Raw genomic sequence first — 21472 nt, 5'->3', positions numbered from 1 at the left:
TCGTACTTTACCTTCAGCGGTGGGGAGTCGTGGCGGTGACGAAGCTCCGGATGGCATCCGCCACAGCCTTGGGACGCATGTGCTGAGCCACGTGCCCGACGCCCGGGATTTCCACCAGTCGCCCCTGGGCCACGGCCCGCGAAAGCCGCAGCGACCATTCGGGGCCCGCCACATGGTCCCGGCTCCCGCGCAGAACCAGCACCGGAACCTGGACTCCGGCGAGGCGTTTCTCCGTGGGGTATTTCATCATGACCGGCAGTTCCGTGAGGTACCAGCGAGGGCCGCAGCGGAGATAATCGGACATGACGATCATGTTGGACGTGGGGCTCTCGCGGAGTATTCCGTCCAGTGTCAGGGCCAGCGACTGCCGCCACACATTCTTGTGCCGCGAATCCACCACCGGCCCCATCAGTACCAACTGCCTGAGCTGCTCGGGGGCGTGCAAGGCCGCTTCGATGGCAAACTGCACGCCCATGGAGTGACCCACCAACACGTAGGAGTCGATACCGCGGGACTTCAGGGCCTCGGCAATGAACGCGCCGTATTCCTCCACTGAAAGCTGGCGCCCAGGCTTGGGAGTCCCGGCGAAACCTGGAAGGTCCAGTGAATACGTGGGCGCGTTCGCCGCGAGGACAGCATGCAGCCGCGCCAGATATCGATGCGACACCCCGATGCCGTGGATCAGGATATATGCGGGCTCGGACATGGGCCCGGCGTCCGGTTCCGGCGCAGGCGCGCCCTCGGTCCAAAGAATCCGGCCGGTCAGGCCCAAGACTTCGACGTCGGCAGAGAGTAGCGCGGTCATCTTTGCTCCTGCTTTCACTGAATTCCCAATTGTTGCAGGAAAACCGGTGCGCCCGGGCCACTCAATTCGTCGTCCCTCACGGGCCGTCCCGACACGGCAAGAAGCAGCGCGATCGCCGGCCCTTCAACTGCGGGACCATCCCCGTGGTCAAACGCGGTGTCGGTGGCAATCAAGCGCCAGCCCTGCGCGATCTCTTTGCCGCCGCCCATTTTGGTTGTAGTCCTGAGTTGGTACTTGAGGGCGGTGGCAACGTGGACAGGAGGGTACTCGCGGCGGATTCCGAGGGGGCGCCGGATATCCTCTCCGTGGACGAACGCCTCAACCAGCCGGGTAGCCAAGCTTGCCGGCGGACCCGAGGTCCGCGAAAGCACCGCGCGCAGCCCGTTCAACGTCTGCGCAGGCTCTCGTGTCTTTTCGCGCTCCACACCTACGGCGTTATCACGGTCAAAATCCATTCGGGAGGCAACCAGCCGGCGGATGAAGCTCAACCTCGTCGTCTTGGCGCTGTCGATTACGTGGGCCAGGACGTCGTGGACGTCCCAGCCGGGACACACGGACGGCGTCTGCCAGTGAGCTGCCGGAAGCGGCTCCAGATCCTGCAACAGGGCGCGGCGTTCATGGTGCACCACGGGCCAAACGGTCGAAAAGCTTGAAGCCATACCGCTATTGAACAGCATGCTGGCGACTCGGCGTGGCTAGCTGTGGGAATCGGTGGAGACGTCAGCTCCTGCGCTCGCCTCGGCCTGCTGCCTCTTCTTCTGCGTTTCCAGCCAGGCGATGATGGCGGCCTGCCGGATCCGACGATGCGTTCCCCGGTACTCCACCGGTATTTCGCCGCGATCGGTCATGTTGCGCAGATAGGTGTGAGAGATGCCCGCGAGCTCTGCAGCCTGGGATGTGGTGAGCATTTCCTCCACGCTGCTCACTGTCACCGTTTCGCCGCGGCTCAGTCTTGCGAGGAGGTCGACGACGGCGTCCCTGGCCTCGTTCGGCAGGCGGTGGACCGTGCCATCCACGAACACGGTGATGTCGTCGCTGTCCTGGAGGGAGCGCGCCAGATTCCGGGCGTCGTCGGCGGGCAAGCCAGGAGTGACGCGGGGAGCTATCAATGCCATGGCAGAAGCCTAGCCTGTGGGAGTGGGCTGCCCGATTCGGGGGTTCCCTGCGGGTCATGCCGGGCGCACGGCACTGTTGGCAGGGAACCATCGAAACGGCCGCCCGGGCAAAAACTACTCTGCGTCCAGGTCCGTCTCCAGCAGCTTCACCAGTGCGTCCAGCGCAGCGTCGGCTCCGTCGCCCTCGGCCCGCAGCACAACGACGTCGCCCTTAGCGGCGCCGAGGGTCATGAGCGAAAGGATGCTGGCGGCGTCGAGGGCGTCATCGGCAGAGTCGCCCTGCATGGCGATGGTGACCTCCACGGGCTGCTCGCCCGCGGCTTCGGCGAACAAGGCGGCGGGACGGGCGTGCAGGCCGGAGCGGCTGGCGATGGTGGCTGTGCGTTCGGGCATGGTTTCTCCTTCGACAGAAACAGACAGGGTTTAGAGGCCGAGTTCTTCGAGCACGGGCAGCTTGGCGCGGACCCAGTCTCGGGCTTCGGTGGCGCTGGGCGCGGAAAGGGCCAGGCGGGCCAGTTCCTGGGCCTGCTCCAGCGTGACGGTTTTCAGCACAGTCCCGACGGCGGCCAGGGAGCGCGCGGTCATGGACAGTGTGGTGACGCCCAGGCCGGTCAGCACGACGGCGAGAGCCGGGTCAGCTGCTGCCTCACCACAGACACCCACGGGCTTGGCAGTACCTTCGCGACCAGAGCTTTCCTGCTCCGCACCTTCGACGGTGAGCTGCACGAGCCGAAGCACGGCAGGCTGCCACGGAGTGTTGAGTTCCGCGAGGGGTCCAAGCTGGCGGTCGGCGGCCATGGCGTACTGGGTGAGGTCGTTGGTGCCCAAAGAGGCGAAACCGACTTCGCGCAGCACGGTGGCAGCAGTCAACGCGGCAGAGGGAACTTCCACCATGACACCCGGCGTTTGGATTCCGGCGGCGGCACACAGTGAGGCGAACCGTCCGGCTTCGGCGGCGGTGGAGATCATGGGGGCCATGACCCAAACGTCTGCCTGGGACTCCGAAGCTGCCCGTGCAATGGCTTCGAGCTGGCGCTCCAGGACGCCCGGTGTGGTGAAATCGGTGCGGTAGCCGCGGACACCCAGTGCAGGGTTGGGCTCGGTGGCATCCGTGAGGAAGGGGAGGGGCTTGTCGGCGCCGGCATCCAAGGTGCGCAGCACAACCTTCTTGCCCGGGAACGCGTCAAAAACGGCCTTGTAAGCTGCGGCCTGCTCGTCCACGGAAGGTTCGGTGTCGCGCTCCAGGAAGCAGAACTCGGTGCGGAACAGGCCAACACCCTGTGCGCCCAGAGCGGCAGCTGCCACGGCGTCTTTGGCTCCGCCCACATTGGCGAGGAGCGGCACCAGGTGGCCATCCGCCGTCGTGCCGTTTCCGTCGAATTCGGCGAGGGTGGCGGAGGTTTCCGCCCAGGCCGTAGCTGCCGCACGGTGCTCGTCGGTGGGCGAAACGGCAATGAAGCCAGCCGCGCCGTCCACGTACACCTCGGTTCCATCCGCGATGTCGTCAACACCATGGGCTGCAACCACGGCGGGCAGGCCGAGCGAACGCGCAATGATGGCCGTGTGGGACTGCGGGCCGCCGCCTGAAGTCACCAGCGCCTGAACCACCGCGGGATTCAGTGTTGCGGTGTCGGCGGGAGCGAGGTCCTCGGCCACCAAGATGAAGGGCGTGTCGGAGGCAGGAATGCCGGGAGCGGAGACGCCGCGAAGTTCGGCCACGATGCGGGCGCGGACATCCAGGACGTCGGTGGCACGCTCGGCCATGTAGCCGCCCAGGTTGTGCAGCATTTCGGAGACGGAAGCGCCGGCTTCCCAGATGGCCCTTTCGGCCGACGACCCGGCGTTGATGAGCTTGGCAGCCGATTTCAGGAGCATGGTGTCCTTGGCCATCAAGGCAGTGGCTTCGAGGACGGCTTTGCCGTCGCCGGAAGCACTGTCCGCGCGTCCCTTGAGTTCGTCATGGACGGCTTGCGCAGCCGCTTTCAAGCCCGCGACGGCGTCTTCCGGGCTCACGTCCGCAGCCAATCGATCTCCCGACGGCGGCTCACTCACCGGCTTGGGCATCTGGCGGACGGAACCAATGATGCGGCCAGGGCTTACCCCTACTCCTTGGAAATTCTGCACTGAATCCTCTGTTCCTGCTTGTTGGTTCAGGCCCTCCGGCGACGGCACCGGGAGCCTCGAAAACTAGCCTACAAAATTCCTTTGTGAGCCACTTCATATAGCAACGCTATAGGTGCTAGGGTAGCGGTTATGAGTTTCGATGACCAGCTTCCGCCCAAAATTCGGTTGCTTCGCGCAGCTGCCGAATTGCTGGCGAATTCGGAGGGGTCAGCGGTCTCAACGCGCCAGATCACCAAGCTTGCCGGGGTCACGGCGCCAACGCTCTACCACCACTTTGGCGACAAAGAAGGCCTGTTCGACGCCGTCGTATCGGCCGGATTTGAAGAGTATGTGGCGGGGGAGCGGGATTTTGCACCGTCCGGGGAGCCCTTGGAAGATGTCCGGCGGATGTGGGACAACCACGTCCAGTTCGGACTCAGTCAACCCCATCTGTATCTGGTGATGTTCGGCAATATCCGGCCGGAAAGCCGCCCAGCAATCGTGGCCGATGCTGAAGCGCTTCTGGAGGAGATGCTGAACAAGGCCGCTATCTCCGGCCAGATCAACGTGCCGCCCCGCGAAGCGGCGCGAAGCATTCTGGCGGCCAACGTGGGTGTCACGCTCATGTTGATCGCAGAACCGGTGGAAGAACGGAACCTCGAGCTCTCAACGATGACCCGGGATTCCATGATTTTTGCCGTCTCCACGGACACCGCCCGTGGCGCCGCAGCGGACGACTCCGGTAAGTCGTCCGTGGTTGTTGCGGCAATCGCCCTGAATGCGGCACTGCAGGCCTCGCATTCGGACCAACTTTCCAGCTCTGAATTGAAGCTGTTCCTTGAGTGGCTTCACCGCATTTCCAGCAGCTCCTAAGGCTGTTCTCTCTCGATCTATATCGACTGACCCCGCGCCGCAGCGGGACACACGTTAGGAATTCACATGGCAACAGAGACCGTTGCGAAGCCCCGCACCAGCGTGCGCGTTGGTGTCCAAAAGTTCGGAACATTCCTGTCCGGCATGATCATGCCCAACATCGGCGCCTTCATCGCCTGGGGCCTCATCACGGCCCTGTTCATCGAGAAGGGGTACATTCCTGTGCCTGTGCTCGGTGGCTTCGGCACCAACGCCGAGGGTGTTCCCAACGTGGGCCTGGTCGGCCCGATGATCACCTACTTGCTTCCCCTGCTGATCGCCTACACGGGCGGCAAAATGGTCCATGACGTCCGAGGTGGCGTCGTCGGCGCCATCGGTACCATGGGCGTCATCGTCGGCGCCGGCATCCCGATGTTCATCGGCGCCATGATCATGGGCCCCCTCGGTGGCTGGACCATGAAGCAACTCGACCGCCTGTGGGACGGCAAGATCCGCCCTGGCTTCGAGATGCTGGTGAACAACTTCTCCGCCGGTATTTGGGGTGCGATCCTAGCCCTCCTCGGCTTCTACGGCATATCACCGCTGGTGACGGCGTTCAGCACTGGCGCAGGGAACGTGGTCCAGTTCCTCGTCAACAACGGACTCCTCCCGCTGACCAGCATCTTCATTGAGCCGGCCAAGGTCTTGTTCCTCAACAACGCCATCAACCATGGCGTGCTGACGCCGCTGGGCATCCAGCAATCGCTGGAGCAGGGCAAGTCGATGCTTTTCCTCCTCGAAGCCAACCCCGGCCCGGGATTCGGCATCCTGCTGGCGTATATGTTCTTTGGCCGCGGCGCCGCGAAGGCTTCGGCTCCCGGTGCAGCGATCATCCATTTCCTCGGTGGCATCCATGAGATCTACTTCCCGTACGTCCTGATGAAGCCCGTCCTGATCCTCGCTGCCATTGGTGGCGGCATGGCCGGCATCGCAACCCTCGCTGTCACCAACGCAGGCCTGGTGGCGCCGGCCGCCCCCGGTTCGATCTTCGCCGTGCTTGCCCAAACGTCCCGCGATAGCTACTTGGGCGTCATTCTTTCCGTGGTCTTTGCAACCACTGCCTCCTTCCTGATCGCTTCATTGATCCTCCGTCTCTCCAAGAACAAGGGTGAGGACGACCTCTCCGCAGCTACATCCCGCATGGAGGCCATGAAGGGCAAGAAGAGCTCCGTCTCCTCGGCACTTACAGGTAACAACGCTGGCGCCCAGGCCGGTACCGTGCTCACTCGCCCTGTCCAGAACATCGTGTTCGCTTGCGACGCCGGCATGGGCTCCAGCGCCATGGGTGCCTCGGTGTTGCGCAACAAGATCAAGGCGGCCGGCTTCCCGGAGGTCAAGGTCACCAACTCGGCGATCGCCAACCTCAACGACAGCTACGATGTGGTGGTTACGCACCAGGATCTGACCGAACGCGCCCAGCCGAGGACGGCCAGCGCCGTCCACTACTCGGTGGACAACTTCATGAATAGCCCCAAGTACGACGACATTGTTGAACTGGTCCGGAGCAGCAACACTGAAGGTGCGGCTTCCGACGCAGGAACGACGGCGGAATCCACCGCCGGAGCCCAGCCCGCCGCCGCAACCTCAGTAGCCGCCGGCCACGGTGCGCATGTCGCCGAGCCGGTTGCCGCCGTCGAAGGTCAAGCCGCCGAAGGTAAAGGTGTCCTGCTCCGCGAAAGCGTGGTCCTGAACGGCACTGCAACCGACCGTGACGCAGCGATTGACGAGGCCGGAAAGCTCCTGCTGGATCGCGGTGCCGTGGATGTCAGCTACGTCCACGCCATGCACGAGCGCGAGGAATCCGTGTCCACGTACATGGGCAGCTTCCTGGCGATCCCGCACGGCACCAACGATGCCAAGGAACACATCAACCACTCGGCAGTGTCCATCATCCGTTACCCGGAGGGCATCGACTGGGGCGGCAAGCAAGTGAAGTTTGTGGTTGGCGTGGCAGGCCTCAACAATGAGCACCTCCACATCCTGTCCTCGATCGCCAAGATCTTCACCAACAAGGCACAGGTGGCCCAGTTGGAGGAGGCAACCACGGTTGATGAAGTTTTGGAGCTGTTCGGAAAGGTCAACGCATAGTGAAGGCAGTTCATTTTGGGGCAGGCAACATCGGGCGTGGCTTCGTGGGGCTGCTGCTTCACGAGGCCGGCTATGAGGTGGTGTTCGCGGATGTTGCGGACGCGCTGATCAGCCAGCTCGCCTCGGCAAGCAGCTACGACGTCCACGAGGTAGGCGAGAACCCGGCGGTCAAGACCGTTAGCGGCTTCCGTGCCTTCAATTCCGCTTCGCAGGAAGCTGCTGTTGTGGAGGAAATCTCGACGGCGGATGTGCTCACCACTGCTGTGGGGCCGCACATCCTGAAGTTCGTGGCGCCGGTGATCGCCCGCGGGCTGGCCGTCCGGCCCGCGGACTTGCCACCCCTTCAGGTCATGGCCTGCGAGAACGCCATCAATGCCACGGACCTCCTCCGCGCGGAGATCCGGGCGGCTTGGGACGACTCCGCCGGCGACCTGGACGCCGTCGCGGTTTTTGCCAACACCGCAGTGGACCGCATCGTCCCCAACCAGGCGCCAGGCCAGGGCCTGGACGTCACTGTGGAGACGTTCTACGAGTGGGTCATCGACCGTACGCCGTTCGGTGGCAACGCCCCGAAGATTCCCGGAGCTACCTTCGTGGACGAGCTGGGGCCGTATATCGAGCGCAAGCTGTTCACGGTGAACACCGGCCATGCTTCTGCTGCGTACTTCGGCTACGCAGCCGGGCTTGAGAAGATCTCCGATGCCATGGCGGATCCGGCTGTGGCATCGAAGGTCCGGGCGGTGCTGGAGGAAACCAAGGAACTGCTGGTGGCCAAGCACGGGTTCGAGGAGGCTGAGCAGGAAGCGTACGTCCAGAAGATCCTTTCCCGCTTCACCAACCCGCACCTGCCCGATACCGTGAACCGCGTGGGCCGGGCGCCTTTGAGGAAGCTAAGCCGGCACGAACGGTTCGTTGGTCCGGCGGCGGAGTTGGCCGAACGCGGCGTCACGCCGGCGGCATTGCTTGAGGCAATGTCTGCAGCCCTCCGTTTCGACGACGGTAACGACGACGAAGCCGTGGAGCTTGCCAACTTGCTGTCCGAACTGGACGCGGCTGCCGCCGTCGAACGCATCACGGAACTGACGCCGACGCACCCGCTGTTCCCGGCGTTGCAAAAGCTCGTGGAGGATCGGCAGGCTGAAGCGTAATTTCCACAACCGATTGTCATAAAGGCTCTCCGGCGGGAGAAAAACAAGTGAGTTCCGTCACTTTTGCCCGCTGGAGAGCCTTTCGGTTTTGAAGTTAGCCTCACCTTACTAATAGAGTCAACAGGCAATTAGGCAACACATCTATGACTTATTAGTGAGTGGAGTACAGGCGTGAAGAAGAGGCTGTCGAGCTACATCGGGGCACTGGCTGCAGGCGCTGCCTTGCTTACTGTTACGGCGTGTGGAGGCGGGGCAACGGCGTCTTCGCAGCCCGAGGAAGCCAGCACCATCACCATCGAGCACGCCCAGGGCTCCACGTCCAACGTTCCCGTGAACCCGGAAAAGGTTGTCACGTTCGATCTGGGCGTTCTGGACACCATGAACGCGCTCGGCGTCGAACCCACCGGTGTTCCCGAAGCCAGCTACCCGGAGGCGCTCAAGAAGTTCTCCGAGACCAAGTACACCAAGGTCGGCTCCCTCAAGGAACCCGATTTCGAAGCCGTCAGCTCCGCTGCTCCGGACCTCATCATCGTCTCAGGCCGCACCGCCGGCGCCTATGAAGAACTGAGCAAGATCGCCCCCACCATCGATCTCTCCGTGGATGCGGCCAAGCCGATGGAAAGCTTCAAGGCGCAGACCGAGAAGCTCGGCAAGATCTTCAAGAAGGAAGACGAAGTCGCTTCCAAGCTCGCCGAGGTAGACAAGACCGTGGCCGACACCAAGGCCAAGGCAGCTACCGCCGGCAAGGGCCTGATCGTCCTGACCTCCGGCGGCGAAGTCACAGCGTACGGCGCGGGCTCGCGCTTCGGCATCATCCATGACGTCCTGGGCGTTCCGACGGCGGCCGACGTCAAGTCCGAGGGCTCCCACGGCGAGGCCGTTTCCTTCGAATACATCAAGGAAACCAACCCGGACATCCTCTACGTCATCAACCGCGACACTGCGATTGGCACGGCCGGCTCCACGGCCAACCCGATCCTGGACAACGAGCTCGTGAAGTCCACCAACGCCGCCAAGAACAGCAAGATCGTTAACCTGGATCCCGCAGGTTGGTACATCGTGGGCTATGGCTTGAACAACGTCCAGGCCATGGTCACCGCAGTGGCCGACTCGGTCGCTTAGCCTTCACTGAAGTGACAACCACAGCCGTGCGCCCCACGGCACCAGCAAGCCGCAACCGGACTGGCGAGACCGCCCGCCTGGTTGCGGCTGCTGCCGTTGTGTTGGTGATCGCCGTCGGCAGCATCTTCGTTGGGGTCAGTGACGTCTCACTGCCCGCGCTGTTGGCGAACGACGCCGGCGCTTGGGAAATCTTCTGGGTGTCCCGGGTGCCGCGGACCCTGGCTGTGGTCCTGGCCGGGATGGCCGTTGCCGTCGCCGGGTTGATCATGCAGCTCATGGCCCGGAACCGGTTCGTTGAGCCGTCCACAGTGGGCACCGTGGAGTCGGCCACACTCGGCATTCTGGTGGTCACAGTGCTGGCTCCGGACTCTCCAATACTCACCAAGATGCTGGTGGCGTCTGTGTTCGCGATCCTCGGCACGGCGTTGTTCCTGGCGATCCTGCGCCGGCTCCCTGCCCGCAACACCCTACTCATTCCCTTGGTGGGCATCATGCTGGGCGGCGTTATTGCAGCAATCACTACGTTTTTTGCCTACCGCTTTGATCTCCTGCAGACGCTCAGCAACTGGATGATCGGCGACTTCTCCGGCGTGCTCCGCGGACGCTATGAACTTCTGTGGATCGTGGCTGTCCTGGTATTGGCAGGCCTTTTTGCTGCTGACCGCTTTACCGTGGCCGGCATGGGACAGGACTTCACCACCAACCTCGGCCTGAACTACGCCCGCACCATGCGGCTCGGCCTGATGATCGTGTCCCTGATCTCCGCCGTCGTTGTCACCACTGTTGGCGCTGTTCCCTTCCTGGGACTCGTGGTCCCCAATATCGTCTCGTTGCTGTTCGGTGACAACCTCCGCCGGGCAGTTCCATGGACTGCGCTTTTTGGAGCGGCGTTCGTGCTGCTCTGCGACATCATCGGCCGGACCATCCGTTTCCCCTACGAGGTTCCTGTGGGCATGGTCATGTCTGTCCTTGGCGCCATCCTCTTCCTCTTCCTGCTCCTGAGGAAACGCAATGCCTGAAACCTCCGTGCCGTCTCCATCCTTGACGCCCGTCGCTCCCGTATCCGCGCGCACTCGCTGGCGGGACGCTGTCCGAAGCACCCCTCCCGGACTGGTGATCGCCATTTTGGCGATTGCCGCCGTCGTGCTTGTTGCGGTGTTTCTGACCATCGACCTCAAGGGCAACATCGCCTACATCCTGCCGCGCCGGGCCATCAAGGTGTCCGCGATGCTGCTGGTGGCCGTGGCGGTGGGCGTGTCCACGCTGCTGTTCCAGACCGTCACGGCCAACCGGATCCTGACGCCGTCCATCATGGGCTTCGATTCCCTGTACATCCTGGTGCAGACCGCGCTGGCTTTCGTGGCCGGTGCTGCGACCCTGGCTACGGCTCCCTCCACGCTCAAGTTCGGGCTGGAGATCCTGCTGATGGTGGGGTTCAGCGCGTTCCTGTACCGGTGGATGTTCACCGGAGCCACGCGATCGCTGCATCTGCTGTTGCTCGTGGGAATTGTCCTGGGCACGTTGTTCCGCGGTTTCTCTTCGCTCCTGCAGCGGCTGATGGAGCCTAGCGAGTTCATCATCCTGCAGGACCTGTTCTTTGCCAGCTTCAACAACGTGGACCCGGGGCTCTTGGGTGTTTCCGCGCTTTTGGTCGCTGCCGTGTGCTTTGGCGTCTGGCGCATGAGGCACACCCTGGATGTCCTGGCGCTGGGCCGTGAAGTAGCCATCAACGTGGGCGTCGACCACAAGCGTGTGGTGATGCGTGTGTTGCTGGCATGCTCGCTGCTGGTGGCGATTTCCACTGCGCTGGTGGGTCCTGTGACGTTCTTCGGGCTCCTGGTGGTCAGCCTCGGCTATCAGCTCTGCCGGGGATTCCGGCACGCCTGGTTGCTGCCGATCGTGGTCCTCATTGGTGCGATCGCACTGGTGGGTGGCCAGCTGCTGCTGGAACGCGTGTTCGGGTTCGCCACGGCTCTGAGCGTGATCATTGAGTTCACCGGCGGCATTCTCTTCCTCTACCTGTTGCTGAAAGGCTCACTGAAATGACCGCTAAGATGAGCGGAATCCGCCCATGATTACCGTCCGGAACGTCACCAAGCGCTACGGCGGCACCACCGTACTGGACGATGTCAGCTGCGAGATTCCCCGTGGCGGCATCACGTCCATCATCGGCCCCAACGGTGCGGGCAAATCCACACTGCTTTCGTTGGTCAGCCGCCTCCAGCCCATGGACGCCGGGAGAATTTCCGTAGCCGGGCTGGATGTGGCCGCGACACCCAGCAAAGAATTGGCCAAGACCATGGCCATCCTTCGGCAGGAAAACCACCTGACCATGCGGCTCACGGTCCGCGACCTCGTGGCGTTTGGGCGCTTCCCGCACAGCGGCGGCCGCCCGACGATCGAGGACTTGGAGCATGTGGACGAGGCCATCCGGCAGCTGGACCTCACATCCATGGCGGACAAGTTCGTGGACGAGCTCTCCGGCGGGCAGCGACAACGTGCCTATATTGCCATGGTCCTGGCGCAAGACACTGAATACCTGTTGCTCGACGAGCCGCTCAACAACCTGGACATGAAGCACTCAGTGGAAATGATGCGGCTGCTGCGGCGTTTGGCTGACGAACTCGGAAAGACCGTTGTGCTGGTGGTCCACGACATTAACTTTGCGTCCTGCTACTCGGACACCATCCTGGCCATGAAGAACGGCAGGCTCATCCACCAAGGCGCACCCTCGGACATCATGCGCGCCGGAATGCTTTACGACGTCTACGACATCGATATCCGCATCGAGGAAATCGACGGCAACCGCATTGGTGTCTACTTCGCCTGACCGTTTTGGCCTTCCGCTAACGGTTATCAACACAGTTTCCCAGGTTGGAACAGGGACCGTCACGTTTGCGGAACCCCGCTCACTACTTAGAAGAAGGAGAGCGAACGCTCACTTTCTACCCCTAACCGCCCCGTTCTGTGCACCCAGTCTTGTGCACGCCGGCGGCGCCACCCGGGACTAAGCGAAGGAGCAGTGGATGTTTGCATTACCGTCATGGGACCGTTCCGGCCGTCGGGAAAGGAGTCCCGACGTGAGCGCGGGGCCCCTGCGCAGGGCCCGGAAAAAAACCCTTGCGGCAAGGAATTCTGCCCTGCGTTTGCCGGCAGCAATGCTTGCCATAGGAGTCACTGCGGGTTCACTCATGCTGGGCGTCTCCCCGGCCATGGCAGCCGCCGGTGATTTCACCATCACGCTCTCCGCCCCCGAAACGGTCCCGCTGAGCCAGAACTACAACTACACCGCCACCGTTGATTTCAGCGGCGTTGATTCGTCCAATCCGGCAACCGGCGTAGCCATGACCACAACACTTCCGGAAGGTACCACCTTCGCGGGTCTCCCCCTTGGTGCCTCTTCGCCAGTGCTGAACCATAGCTACGATCCCGCTACCCGGGTATTGAGCATGACCCTCGACGAAACCACCGAGGACCTGGTCAGCGTTGTGTACACGGTGTCGCAGGTGGACAACGAGCACAAATACGAGGGCTTTCCGCTGACCACGGAGATGACCGGTACCGGCGGCCCCAGCGGCCAAGTAGCATCCGGGCCGGTCACCTCACTCGTCACGGGTCCGCATGATTACCGGGCGCAAAAGATTGCCACCACTATTACTGGCTCCACGCATCGCGAGGTGACGTACAGGTTCAACGTGTGCTCGGAGGAAAGCTACATGAGTTTCTCCGCCTTTGCGCAGAAACTCTCGGACGTCTTCCCCGCGGGCGCAGAATTCGCCTCTGCCTCAACGGGCGTTGGTCAATGGGACACGAGTGCATGGCCCGCAGCCACCTGGACCAATGACGAACGCTATGACCATACCGGATACTGCCTGGACCGGAGCGGAACCGGCATTTGGCTTACCGTACGGTACCCGGACCATGTTGCCGGCTGGGAGGACGGTCAGCAGCCTCCCGTCAACACGGTGACGTTGGAGACCACGGACGCCAACGGTGTGGTTCGAGCCGGCTCCCCCGCCTCTGCGCAGGGCCCTGCTTTCAGCCCCAGCGGTGGCGTAACTGCGGCTATTGAAAAATCGTCAGGAGGGCAGACCTCGGCTGGCATGATAGCGAGAAGCACATACGTCAATGCCTCCTACCTTGGACCGCGGAACAGCCCGGAGGCCGACGACCTCGTTGTCACCGATAGCGGCGCAGCCGGTAGCAGTTCTGAGGGGTGGTATCACCACAACGATGTCACTGGAATCAACGTGGCCTTCAGCCCGGTGCTGTCCACGGAGAATCTCCCTTACACCTTTGAGTACCAGACTGATTTCTCAGATGCGTGGCAGACCTTCATTCCTGCAAATCCAACAACCAACACAGCATTGGCGTTGACCGTGCAGAACACCGGTTCAAGCGGCTGGGAATCTTTCAACGGTAACAACACGCTCGATCTGCCGGTCGGCTCCGTTCTGACAGGGTGGCGAATCTCCGTTGCACCCGGCGGCGAAACAGTTCGGGTGAGCTCGGAGGTTCGGGTCACAGTAGGAAGTGTGCCGGTCTTCCGCGATATCACCGCTGGTGTGCTCGCGGCGAACAGCCCTGCGGGTATTGCGCCAGGACCAGTGAACAACACCGCCACGCTCAAGGCAGGCGACCTGACAGGAGAGGCGTCCGATACCTTTACCCCTCTGGATTCTGTGTACCTGACCACCAACGTCTCTGCTCCTTCGGTCCTGAGCGTGGGTGATGCAGGCACCATCAGGGCCGGCATCGTGAACCAAAACCCCTCGGAAACCTACAAGGATGCCGCGATGTCTGTGGTGCTTCCCTGCGGCGTTCAGTACGACCCCACCAAGACCATCACGCCGGTTACGGACCTTGCTGTGGGAGTGGAGCCCATCCCGACTATCGGCAACGGGGTGACGGTGGATTCCACCTCTCGGGTCACGGACGCAGACGGTTGTGAACTGCAGGTGGTTACCTTGACCTACGATCAGATCAGCCCGATGCGGGACCCCAAGGAATCTTCAGACCGCCGGGTTGAAAACACAGGATGGCAGTACGACATTCCGGTGACGATCCTTGCCAAGGCTTACCACCCCGACTCCTCCTCCGTCCAAGTCGAGTCCTATGCCTACACATCAGACCCGCGTTTCGTCGGAGTTGCTGATGGCGGCAAGGCCGAGCAGACGGTGGCGATGACGGGCTACGGTGCCTTCTTCGGCGAAGACATCTACAACTTCGATGCTGCACGGTCGAGTGTCGCCAAGGCTACTGGCCGTGTGTCGCTTAACATCGCCGGTGGTTTGCTGCTCGATAAGTTGTCCAGTTCCTCGGCAACTGGTCCCTGGTCCTTGGCAACCACCGTTGACAGGAACGCATACTGGCAGGTTTACGTCAGCAACGTCCTGCCAAACCCGGTTACCGGTACCACCTTCTTTGACCGTTTGCCGGCAGTAGCAACAGGCGACGACTTCGACGTCGTCCTTGCAGGTGCAGTAACGGGCGCACCAGTTGGAGCGAAGATCGAATACTCCACCGACGCCACAGATGCCACCTCGGGTAGCTGGTCCACTGATCCGGTCAACGCCACTGCGTTCCGGATGTTCGTTGACGCCTTGGCTTCCGGCGATGACTTCACCTTGGTGGTTCCTACCAAGGTGACGGGCGATCCCAGCTTCGGACAGAAGGCCACCAACGTCCTCGTGGCAGCGGGAACCTACAACGGGGAACCAGTACAGTTCGCTACTAACCAGGCTGCTGTGAATGTTACTGGTGCTCCTGGCTTGGGAATCGTGAAGAAGACCAACGGAAAAGCCTACTCGTCAGCTCCCGGTGCAATCGTCACCAACGGTTCGGACGTGACATGGACCTACGAGGTAACCAACACGGGCAAGACGCCGCTCTCAAATGTGGCAGTTTCCGATGAATTCTTGGCAGGAGATGGCAACGCGGGCACGTTGGTTCCCACCTCGAGTGATACAGGCGCGCTGGCTCCCGGCGAAACCCGGGTCTTCACCGCTCATGGCACCGCCGTGACAGGTCAGTACCACAACACAGCTACCGCAACGGCCACGGCCACCGACGCAGAAGGAACCCCGTTGGCCCAGCAGCCCGCACCGGTTACCGCTGAGTCTTGGTACCGTACCGGCGAAGCCGGGTTGTCTGTGGTGAAGACGACTAATGGTGAGGATGTTGAGGCTGCTCCGGGTCCGCAGTTGGTTCCTGGCAGTGATGTGAAGTGGGCGTACACGGTGACCAACACCGGGAACGTTGCGTTGAAGGATGTTCTGGTTGTTGATAAGGACAGTGCCGGCAAGGAGGTGTTCTCGGAGACGGTTCCTTCGTTGGCTCCGGGGGATTCTGTTGAGTTGTCGGCTCAGGGTAAGGCTGTTGAGGGTCAGTACAAGAACACTGTGCGGGCTTCGGCGGCTGATCCCAATGGTGGTCCTGATCTGAGTGCTTCGGATGATTCGTTCTACTTCGGCGCAGTGCCTGGTTTGACGGTGGAAAAGCTCGTTTCCACCAGCCAGGACGGGCCGTGGGGCGAGACTGAGACCATCAGTTCCGGTGACACCGTCTACTGGAAGATCAGCGTGGCCAACACAGGCAATACGGTGCTTACGGATGTCCGCTTCGATGACCCTGCCTTGGGAGACATTGAGCCGGTAGCCACCCTCGCGCCGGGTGAGACGGCCAGCCGTGTCATCGCCCAGGCCAACGTCACCACGTCCTACCTCAACGTTGTGGTGGTCACCGCCACGGCACCTGGTGGGAAAGCTCCCTCAGGAAGTGATTCAAGTGAGGTGAATGTTCAGCCCGTAGCCGCTGATCCTCCCGCCGCGACGGATCCTCCTACCGCGACGGATCCTCCTACCGCGACGGATCCTCCCGCCGCGACGGATCCTCCCGCCGCGACGGATCCTCCTACCGCGACGGATCCTCCTACCGCGACGGATCCTCCCGCCGCGACGGATCCTCCCGCCGCGACGGAAAAGCTGCCTGAAACGGGCGCAACCGGTCTTGTCGTCGCACTCTGGGGCGCAGTAGCGCTCTTGATAGCTGGAGGCGTGGCAGTGATTGCCGGCCGCCGACGTAAGAGGGCGTAGCTCACTCCGCGCTAAAGAAAGTCAAAAGCCCGACGTCGGCACCCCAAAGCTGGGTGCCGACGTCGGGCTTTACTTGTTTCCGAGAGTTAGCGCGCTGCCGCGGTTTCCCCTTCAGCCATCGCCTTCCACTCCGCCACGCGGGCCTGATGCAGAGGCGACCTGCGGACAACCGCGTAGGCGACGCCAAGAATGGCGAACCAGATGGGCGTCACCAGCAGTGCGGTGAGAGTGTCCGGCTGTGTGGTCAGCGCCCAGACGAGGAACGCGAAGAACGCAAATACCACCCACACCATCGGGATGCCACCGGGCATCTTGAACGGCGACGCCGCGTGCTGTTCGGGCCGGCGTTTGCGGTACACGAGGTAGCTGGCCAGGATGATGGACCAGACGAACATGAAGCAGACCGCGGACACGGTGGTCACCATGTCGAATGCCACGCCAACGTCCTTGCCTGCGTACAGGAGAGCGACGCCGGCCAGCAGCAGGACGCAGGAAAGGAACAGTGCGTTCTGGGGTACCTTGCGGCTGGAGAGCCTGCCGAAGAGCTTGGGTGCGTCGCCGTCGTTGGCCAGGCCGTAGACCATGCGGGACGTCGAGTAGATGCCTGAGTTGGCAGACGACATGGCCGAGGTGAGAACTACGAGGTTGACCACCGTAGCCGCCATTCCAAGGCCGGCCAAGGAGAACATGGCAATGAACGGGCTCTGGCCTGCCTTGAACTCGGTCCACGGGGTGACGGACATGAGGATGATCAGGGCGCCTACGTAGAAAAGCATGACGCGCAGGGGGATTGCGTTGATGGCGCGAGGAAGATTGTGCTCCGGGTTCTTGGTTTCGGCAGCGGCGGTTCCTACCAGCTCGATGCCCACGAACGCGAACACGGCAATCTGGAAACCGGCTACGAAGCCCATGAATTCCTTGGGGAAGAAGCCGCCGTGGTTCCAGAGGTTGGTGAAGCTAGCGGTTCCTGCGTTGGACTGGAACCCGGTGAAGATCATCACCAGGCCCACCACGATCAGCGCCACGATGGCGATGATCTTGATCAATGCGAACCAGAACTCGGTTTCGCCGAAGGCTTTGACCGTGGGGAGGTTCAGGAGGAGCAGGATGATGATGGTGGCCAGGCCCGGGATCCAGAGCTGGATTCCCGGCCAAAGTTCGTTGGCGTATCCCGCGATCGCGATGACGTCCGCCACGCCGGTGACTACCCAGCAGAACCAGTAGGTCCAGCCGGTGAAGAAGCCCGCCCAAGGGCCAAGGAGGTCGCCAGCGAAGTCGCTGAAGGACTTGTAGTTCAGGTTGGAGAGCAGCAGCTGGCCCATGGCGCGCATGACGAAGAAGAGCATGAAGCCGATGATCATGTACACGAAGATCACGGAGGGGCCGGCGACGGAGATGGTTTTGCCCGAGCCCATGAAGAGGCCGGTTCCAATGGCGCCGCCGATGGCCAGGAGCTGGATGTGGCGGTTGCTGAGCGAGCGTGACAGGTGGGGCTCGGAGTCCCTGCTGGAGACGTGGAGCTTCCCCTGTGTTGTCTGGTCGGACATTAGTTCAAGAACCCTTCGAAGGATCCGCCACAATGGTGACGGCCGTTACAAATCTGTTCGATAAAGCTATAGCTAATGTCTGACCAATGGCGAATCGGTCTGCATGGCGAAAGCTCCCCCTGCGGAAAGGGGAGCTTAGGCCGTTGATTTGGTCTGGCGAGGCACTACGCGATCTGGCGCTTGTAGGCAGCAGTCGCAAATGCGTAGGAGACGATGAGGATTCCCAAGCACCACGCCAGCGCTACCCAGATGTCGCTGCCCACCGGACGTTGAGCAAAAAGGTCCTGGACGGTATTGACGATGGACGTGACCGGCTGATTTTCAGCAAACCAGCGCACCGGCCCCGGCATGGTTTCCGTCGGGACGAAGGCCGAGCTAATGAACGGCAGGAAGATCAGCGGATAGGAGAACCCGCCTGCGCCGTCCACGGATTTTGCGGAGAGGCCGGCGATGATGGCGATCCAGGTGAGCGCCAGGGTGAACAGCGCCAGGATTCCCGCAACGGCGAGCCAGTCCAGCACGCTGGCGGAGGTGCGGAATCCCATCAGGAGCGCAACCAGCACGATGATCACCAAGGAGAGTCCATTGGCCACCAGGGAGGTCAGTACGTGTGCCCACAAAACCGAGGATCGTGCGATCGGCATGGACTGGAACCGCTCAAAGATGCCACTCTGCATGTCCGTGAACAACCGGACAGCCGTGTACGCGATGCCGGACGCGATGGCGATCAGCATGATGCCCGGGAGCAGGTAATTCACATAGTTCTCGGTATCGGTCCTGATGGCGCCGCCGAACACGTAGACGAACAGCAGCATGAGGGCGATCGGGGTGATCGCTGTGGTGATGATGGTGTCCACGCTGCGGAAAATGTGCCGCATGGACCGCCCCAGCAGAACAGAGGTGTCTGCGAAGAAATGCGTGCTCATGACCTGTCCTTTACTGACTCGTTGTTACCTGTGCCAACCAGGGCCAGGAAGATGTCCTCCAGGCTCGGCTGTTTCTCGACGTATTCGATCTTGGCCGGCGGCAGCAGTTGCTTGAGCTCTGCAAGCGTGCCGCTGGCGATGATGCGGCCCTCATGAAGAATGGCGATGCGGTCCGCGAGCTGCTCGGCCTCGTCGAGGTACTGCGTTGTGAGGAGAACCGTGGTCCCTTCAGTGGCGAGCTTCTTGACGATTTGCCACACTTCAAGGCGGGCTTCGGGGTCCAGGCCCGTGGTGGGCTCGTCCAGGAAGATCACCTTCGGATTGCCGATCAGGCTCATGGCGATGTCCAGCCGGCGGCGCATGCCCCCGGAGTAGGTCGCCACCTTGCGGGAACCAGCATCGGTGAGGCTGAACTGTGCCAGCAAGTGGTCAGCGATCTGGCCGGGATTCTTGAGGTGGCGCAGCTTCGCCACCAGGATCAGGTTCTCCTTGCCGGTGAGGATTTCGTCCACTGCGGCAAACTGTCCGGTGAGGCTGATGGACTGCCTCACCTGGAGCGACTCGGTGGCTACATCAAAACCCTCGACGGCGGCCGACCCGCCGTCCGCCTTGAGTAGCGTGGACAGGATCTTCACCATGGTGGTCTTGCCCGCGCCATTGGAGCCGAGGAGGGCGAAGATGCTGCCGGATGCCACCTCAAAGTCCACACCCCGGAGTACGTGGAGGTCTTTGTACGACTTCTCGATGCCCTCTACGCGGATTGCTGCAGCGGTCATGATTCCGCCTCCTTCGCTTTATTGATTGCCTTGTTGAGACGCTCGCGTTCCTTGTCGATCCAGCGCTTTCCGCCGTAGGCCTGGGCGAAGCTCTCGGCGAACTCGATGGGGTCTTCGCCCACGATCTCGCTCACGGGCGTTCCGTCGATGGCTGCGCGTTCCCACAGGTCGGCCAGATCCGTGAGCATCTGCACCATGGTGTCGCCCTCAGTTACGCCGCCGTAGTACATCAGGTACCGGTTGAAGGCGGTAGCTACCGTGAGGTACGGCTCGGGCAGGGCATCCAGCCGTGCCTTGGCTTGCTTGTACTGCTTCTTCTGTTCGAGCGATCCGGTGACCAGCTCGATCCATTTTGCTGCCATGTTATTTTCCTTCCTTGCGGAGCTGTTCGAGCCGTTCGGACAAGAAGCTCCAGGTGTTCCAGAATTCGTTCAGTTCTTTTTTGCCCTGTGTGTTGAGCGTGTACACCTTGCGGGGCGGCCCTTTTTCGGACGGCCGCTTCTCGACGTCCACCAGCCCTTTTTGTTCGATCCTGACCAGCAGCGCGTACACGGTGCCCTCAGCGATCTCGGTGAAGCCTTGCTCCCGGAGCAGCGTGGTGATTTCGTATCCATACGCTGCCTTTCCGGTCAGGAGGGCCAGGACAATGCCCTCCAATGTGCCTTTGAGCATCTCGGTCATTTGCTTGCCCATCGGACACCTCCTTCACTACTCAGTATTGCTAGCTACCACTACATAGTAGAACTAAGTACCGGTACTTAGCAATACTGAGTTCCGGGATTGTTGAGATGGGCTGGCATGCTGGGTTGGTGACTACTGAATCCGGTGCCGCGCCCGCCCTGCTGACCGCCGCCGTCGAGCGTGGGACCTTAACCCTTCGTCGCGCCCGCAAGGGCGACCTCCCGCGCATCCTCGCGCTGCTCGCGGACGACCAATTGGGTGCCACCCGGGAAAATGCCGACGATCCAGCGCCCTACGAGCGGGCTTTTGACGCGATCGACGGCGACCCGGCGCACCTCTTGGTGGTGGGTGAACTCGACGGTGATGTTGTTGCGACGTTCCAGCTCAGCTATATCCCAGGCCTGTCGCGCAAAGGTTCCTGGCGTGCGCAGATCGAGGCGGTCCGGGTCTCCGAATTACTGCGGGGCCAGGGTGTCGGGGCGCTCATGATCGGGTGGGCCGTTGAGCAGGCCCGGGAGCGTGGCTGCTCGCTGGTGCAGCTCACCACGGACAAGTCGCGCAGTGCTGCGCGTCGTTTTTACGAGCGCCTGGGTTTCGTTGCGAGTCATGAGGGCATGAAGCTCATGCTTTAGGTGCCATGCCTGCCCCCAATGATTGACATTTAGGTACCCTAACTATTAGGGTACCTAAATATGAGCACCTTTGATCCCCGGTTGTTGGACCTCGCCCAGGAATTTCGCGAGTCACTTCGACTCGGCGTGTACATGTTCCGCCGCCTCGATCCCGAGGGTGAGCTAACCGCCGCGCAGCTCAGCCTGCTGTCCATGATTTCCGACGGCGGCCTCCGAGTGGGCGATATCGCCAAGAACCTGGGGATCAAAGTCCCGAGCGCCACGGAGCAGATCATCAAGCTCGAGCGCGCCTCACTGGTTACGCGCCAGCCTGATCCCGACGATTCGCGGGCCGTCCAGGTGGTCATTACCCAAGCCGGGACGGCCGCCGTCGAGTCCGCCAACCAGCGGCGCAACGCCATGGTGGCCGAGCTGCTTCAGGGCCTCAGCAACCAGGAGATCGAGCAGCTTGCCGCGGCGTTGCCCGTGATCGCGAAGCTCAACAGCTCGTTCCAGAACTAAACAGCAAAAGCACCGACAAGGA

At 62.0% G+C, this 21472-nt stretch carries 20 protein-coding genes; 10 read left to right on the top strand and 10 right to left on the bottom strand.

All coding sequences use genetic code 11. The features are described 5' to 3' along the window. Positions 1 to 13 precede the first annotated feature (13 nt). The 5 genes from ARUE_RS20055 to ptsP form a co-directional block, all read right to left on the bottom strand. Positions 14 to 805: an alpha/beta fold hydrolase gene (locus ARUE_RS20055; protein WP_043470789.1), complete on the bottom strand. Its 792-nt coding sequence runs from the start codon at positions 803 to 805 to the stop codon at positions 14 to 16. A gap of 14 nt (positions 806 to 819) precedes the next feature. Then, entirely contained in the window at positions 820 to 1482 is a 663-nt protein-coding gene (locus tag ARUE_RS20050; RefSeq protein ID WP_014923088.1) for a maleylpyruvate isomerase family mycothiol-dependent enzyme, read from the bottom strand. Positions 1483 to 1500: 18 nt separating this feature from the next. After that, positions 1501 to 1920 (bottom strand): helix-turn-helix domain-containing protein, encoded by a 420-nt coding sequence (locus ARUE_RS20045; RefSeq protein ID WP_014923087.1) that lies wholly within the window; start codon positions 1918 to 1920, stop codon positions 1501 to 1503. 114 nt (positions 1921 to 2034) lie between these two features. After that, complete coding sequence (locus ARUE_RS20040) at positions 2035 to 2313, bottom strand: HPr family phosphocarrier protein (RefSeq protein WP_014923086.1); 279 nt, start codon at positions 2311 to 2313, stop codon at positions 2035 to 2037. Positions 2314 to 2343: 30 nt separating this feature from the next. After that, positions 2344 to 4044 carry a phosphoenolpyruvate--protein phosphotransferase gene (gene ptsP / locus ARUE_RS20035; protein ID WP_043471555.1) on the bottom strand — a complete coding sequence of 567 codons (1701 nt, stop codon included), beginning with the start codon at positions 4042 to 4044 and terminating at the stop codon, positions 2344 to 2346. 129 nt (positions 4045 to 4173) lie between these two features. Between ptsP and ARUE_RS20030 the strand changes: the two genes are divergently transcribed. The 8 genes from ARUE_RS20030 to ARUE_RS19995 all read left to right on the top strand — a co-directional run bounded on the left by ARUE_RS20030 (position 4174) and on the right by ARUE_RS19995 (position 16387). After that, entirely contained in the window at positions 4174 to 4896 is a 723-nt protein-coding gene (locus ARUE_RS20030) for a TetR/AcrR family transcriptional regulator (RefSeq protein ID WP_014923084.1), read from the top strand. Between the two features lie 66 nt (positions 4897 to 4962). Continuing rightward, positions 4963 to 7023, top strand: coding sequence for a PTS mannitol transporter subunit IICBA (locus ARUE_RS20025; RefSeq protein ID WP_014923083.1), 2061 nt, complete (start codon positions 4963 to 4965; stop codon positions 7021 to 7023). Further along, positions 7023 to 8171: a mannitol-1-phosphate 5-dehydrogenase gene (locus tag ARUE_RS20020; RefSeq protein ID WP_014923082.1), complete on the top strand. Its 1149-nt coding sequence runs from the start codon at positions 7023 to 7025 to the stop codon at positions 8169 to 8171. Before ARUE_RS20025 ends, ARUE_RS20020 begins: the two co-directional genes overlap by 1 nt. 171 nt (positions 8172 to 8342) lie before the next feature. Next, positions 8343 to 9293, top strand: coding sequence for a siderophore ABC transporter substrate-binding protein (locus tag ARUE_RS20015; protein ID WP_011776460.1), 951 nt, complete (start codon positions 8343 to 8345; stop codon positions 9291 to 9293). Positions 9294 to 9304: 11 nt separating this feature from the next. Continuing rightward, positions 9305 to 10312, top strand: coding sequence for an ABC transporter permease (locus ARUE_RS20010; RefSeq protein WP_014923081.1), 1008 nt, complete (start codon positions 9305 to 9307; stop codon positions 10310 to 10312). Beyond that, the gene (locus tag ARUE_RS20005) at positions 10305 to 11339 is read left to right on the top strand and encodes an iron chelate uptake ABC transporter family permease subunit (RefSeq protein WP_014923080.1); all 1035 of its coding nucleotides are present in this window, start codon (positions 10305 to 10307) and stop codon (positions 11337 to 11339) included. Before ARUE_RS20010 ends, ARUE_RS20005 begins: the two co-directional genes overlap by 8 nt. A 25-nt stretch (positions 11340 to 11364) precedes the next feature. After that, positions 11365 to 12123, top strand: coding sequence for an iron ABC transporter ATP-binding protein (locus tag ARUE_RS20000; protein WP_011776457.1), 759 nt, complete (start codon positions 11365 to 11367; stop codon positions 12121 to 12123). 250 nt (positions 12124 to 12373) lie between these two features. After that, entirely contained in the window at positions 12374 to 16387 is a 4014-nt protein-coding gene (locus ARUE_RS19995) for a CLIPPER-2 domain-containing protein (protein WP_286139838.1), read from the top strand. Between the two features lie 86 nt (positions 16388 to 16473). On the opposite strand, the gene cycA is transcribed toward ARUE_RS19995, so the two are convergent. From cycA to ARUE_RS19970, 5 genes are all read right to left on the bottom strand, one after another. Further along, positions 16474 to 17934 (bottom strand): D-serine/D-alanine/glycine transporter, encoded by a 1461-nt coding sequence (cycA, locus tag ARUE_RS19990; RefSeq protein ID WP_187329903.1) that lies wholly within the window; start codon positions 17932 to 17934, stop codon positions 16474 to 16476. A gap of 164 nt (positions 17935 to 18098) precedes the next feature. Beyond that, the gene (locus ARUE_RS19985; protein WP_014923078.1) at positions 18099 to 18860 is read right to left on the bottom strand and encodes an ABC transporter permease; all 762 of its coding nucleotides are present in this window, start codon (positions 18858 to 18860) and stop codon (positions 18099 to 18101) included. Then, on the bottom strand, positions 18857 to 19636 hold the full coding sequence (locus ARUE_RS19980; protein ID WP_014923077.1) for an ABC transporter ATP-binding protein: 780 nt from the start codon (positions 19634 to 19636) through the stop codon (positions 18857 to 18859). Before ARUE_RS19980 ends, ARUE_RS19985 begins: the two co-directional genes overlap by 4 nt. Continuing rightward, positions 19633 to 19998, bottom strand: a complete 366-nt coding sequence (locus ARUE_RS19975; RefSeq protein WP_014923076.1) for a DUF1048 domain-containing protein — start codon at positions 19996 to 19998, stop codon at positions 19633 to 19635. The genes ARUE_RS19980 and ARUE_RS19975 overlap by 4 nt, the downstream gene beginning before the upstream one ends. A gap of 1 nt (position 19999) precedes the next feature. Further along, a complete protein-coding gene (locus ARUE_RS19970; RefSeq protein WP_011776451.1) occupies positions 20000 to 20329 on the bottom strand; it encodes a PadR family transcriptional regulator in 330 nt (109 codons plus the stop codon). Between the two features lie 95 nt (positions 20330 to 20424). Between ARUE_RS19970 and ARUE_RS19965 the strand changes: the two genes are divergently transcribed. After that, positions 20425 to 20949 carry a GNAT family N-acetyltransferase gene (locus tag ARUE_RS19965; protein ID WP_014923075.1) on the top strand — a complete coding sequence of 175 codons (525 nt, stop codon included), beginning with the start codon at positions 20425 to 20427 and terminating at the stop codon, positions 20947 to 20949. Between the two features lie 60 nt (positions 20950 to 21009). Next, positions 21010 to 21450 (top strand): MarR family winged helix-turn-helix transcriptional regulator, encoded by a 441-nt coding sequence (locus ARUE_RS19960; RefSeq protein WP_011776449.1) that lies wholly within the window; start codon positions 21010 to 21012, stop codon positions 21448 to 21450. The last annotated feature ends 22 nt before the right edge of the window (positions 21451 to 21472 follow it).

The organism is Arthrobacter sp. Rue61a, assembly GCF_000294695.2.
In the GTDB taxonomy this organism is placed as follows: Bacteria; Actinomycetota; Actinomycetes; order Actinomycetales; family Micrococcaceae; genus Arthrobacter; species Arthrobacter aurescens_A.
This window is presented reverse-complemented; position numbering and strand designations above follow the sequence as displayed.

What these genes read in the sequence shown, in the direction of transcription:
- ARUE_RS20055 (WP_043470789.1), bottom strand. Translation starts at nt 805, where the DNA reads ATGACCGCGCTACTCTCTGCCGACGTCGAAGTCTTGGGCCTGACCGGC.
- ARUE_RS20050 (WP_014923088.1), bottom strand. Translation starts at nt 1,482, where the DNA reads ATGCTGTTCAATAGCGGTATGGCTTCAAGCTTTTCGACCGTTTGGCCC.
- ARUE_RS20045 (WP_014923087.1), bottom strand. Translation starts at nt 1,920, where the DNA reads ATGGCATTGATAGCTCCCCGCGTCACTCCTGGCTTGCCCGCCGACGAC.
- ARUE_RS20040 (WP_014923086.1), bottom strand. Translation starts at nt 2,313, where the DNA reads ATGCCCGAACGCACAGCCACCATCGCCAGCCGCTCCGGCCTGCACGCC.
- ARUE_RS20030 (WP_014923084.1), top strand. Translation starts at nt 4,174, where the DNA reads ATGAGTTTCGATGACCAGCTTCCGCCCAAAATTCGGTTGCTTCGCGCA.
- ARUE_RS20025 (WP_014923083.1), top strand. Translation starts at nt 4,963, where the DNA reads ATGGCAACAGAGACCGTTGCGAAGCCCCGCACCAGCGTGCGCGTTGGT.
- ARUE_RS20005 (WP_014923080.1), top strand. Translation starts at nt 10,305, where the DNA reads ATGCCTGAAACCTCCGTGCCGTCTCCATCCTTGACGCCCGTCGCTCCC.
- ARUE_RS20000 (WP_011776457.1), top strand. Translation starts at nt 11,365, where the DNA reads ATGATTACCGTCCGGAACGTCACCAAGCGCTACGGCGGCACCACCGTA.
- cycA (WP_187329903.1), bottom strand. Translation starts at nt 17,934, where the DNA reads ATGTCCGACCAGACAACACAGGGGAAGCTCCACGTCTCCAGCAGGGAC.
- ARUE_RS19985 (WP_014923078.1), bottom strand. Translation starts at nt 18,860, where the DNA reads ATGAGCACGCATTTCTTCGCAGACACCTCTGTTCTGCTGGGGCGGTCC.
- ARUE_RS19980 (WP_014923077.1), bottom strand. Translation starts at nt 19,636, where the DNA reads ATGACCGCTGCAGCAATCCGCGTAGAGGGCATCGAGAAGTCGTACAAA.
- ARUE_RS19975 (WP_014923076.1), bottom strand. Translation starts at nt 19,998, where the DNA reads ATGGCAGCAAAATGGATCGAGCTGGTCACCGGATCGCTCGAACAGAAG.
- ARUE_RS19970 (WP_011776451.1), bottom strand. Translation starts at nt 20,329, where the DNA reads ATGGGCAAGCAAATGACCGAGATGCTCAAAGGCACATTGGAGGGCATT.
- ARUE_RS19965 (WP_014923075.1), top strand. Translation starts at nt 20,425, where the DNA reads ATGGGCTGGCATGCTGGGTTGGTGACTACTGAATCCGGTGCCGCGCCC.
- ARUE_RS19960 (WP_011776449.1), top strand. Translation starts at nt 21,010, where the DNA reads ATGAGCACCTTTGATCCCCGGTTGTTGGACCTCGCCCAGGAATTTCGC.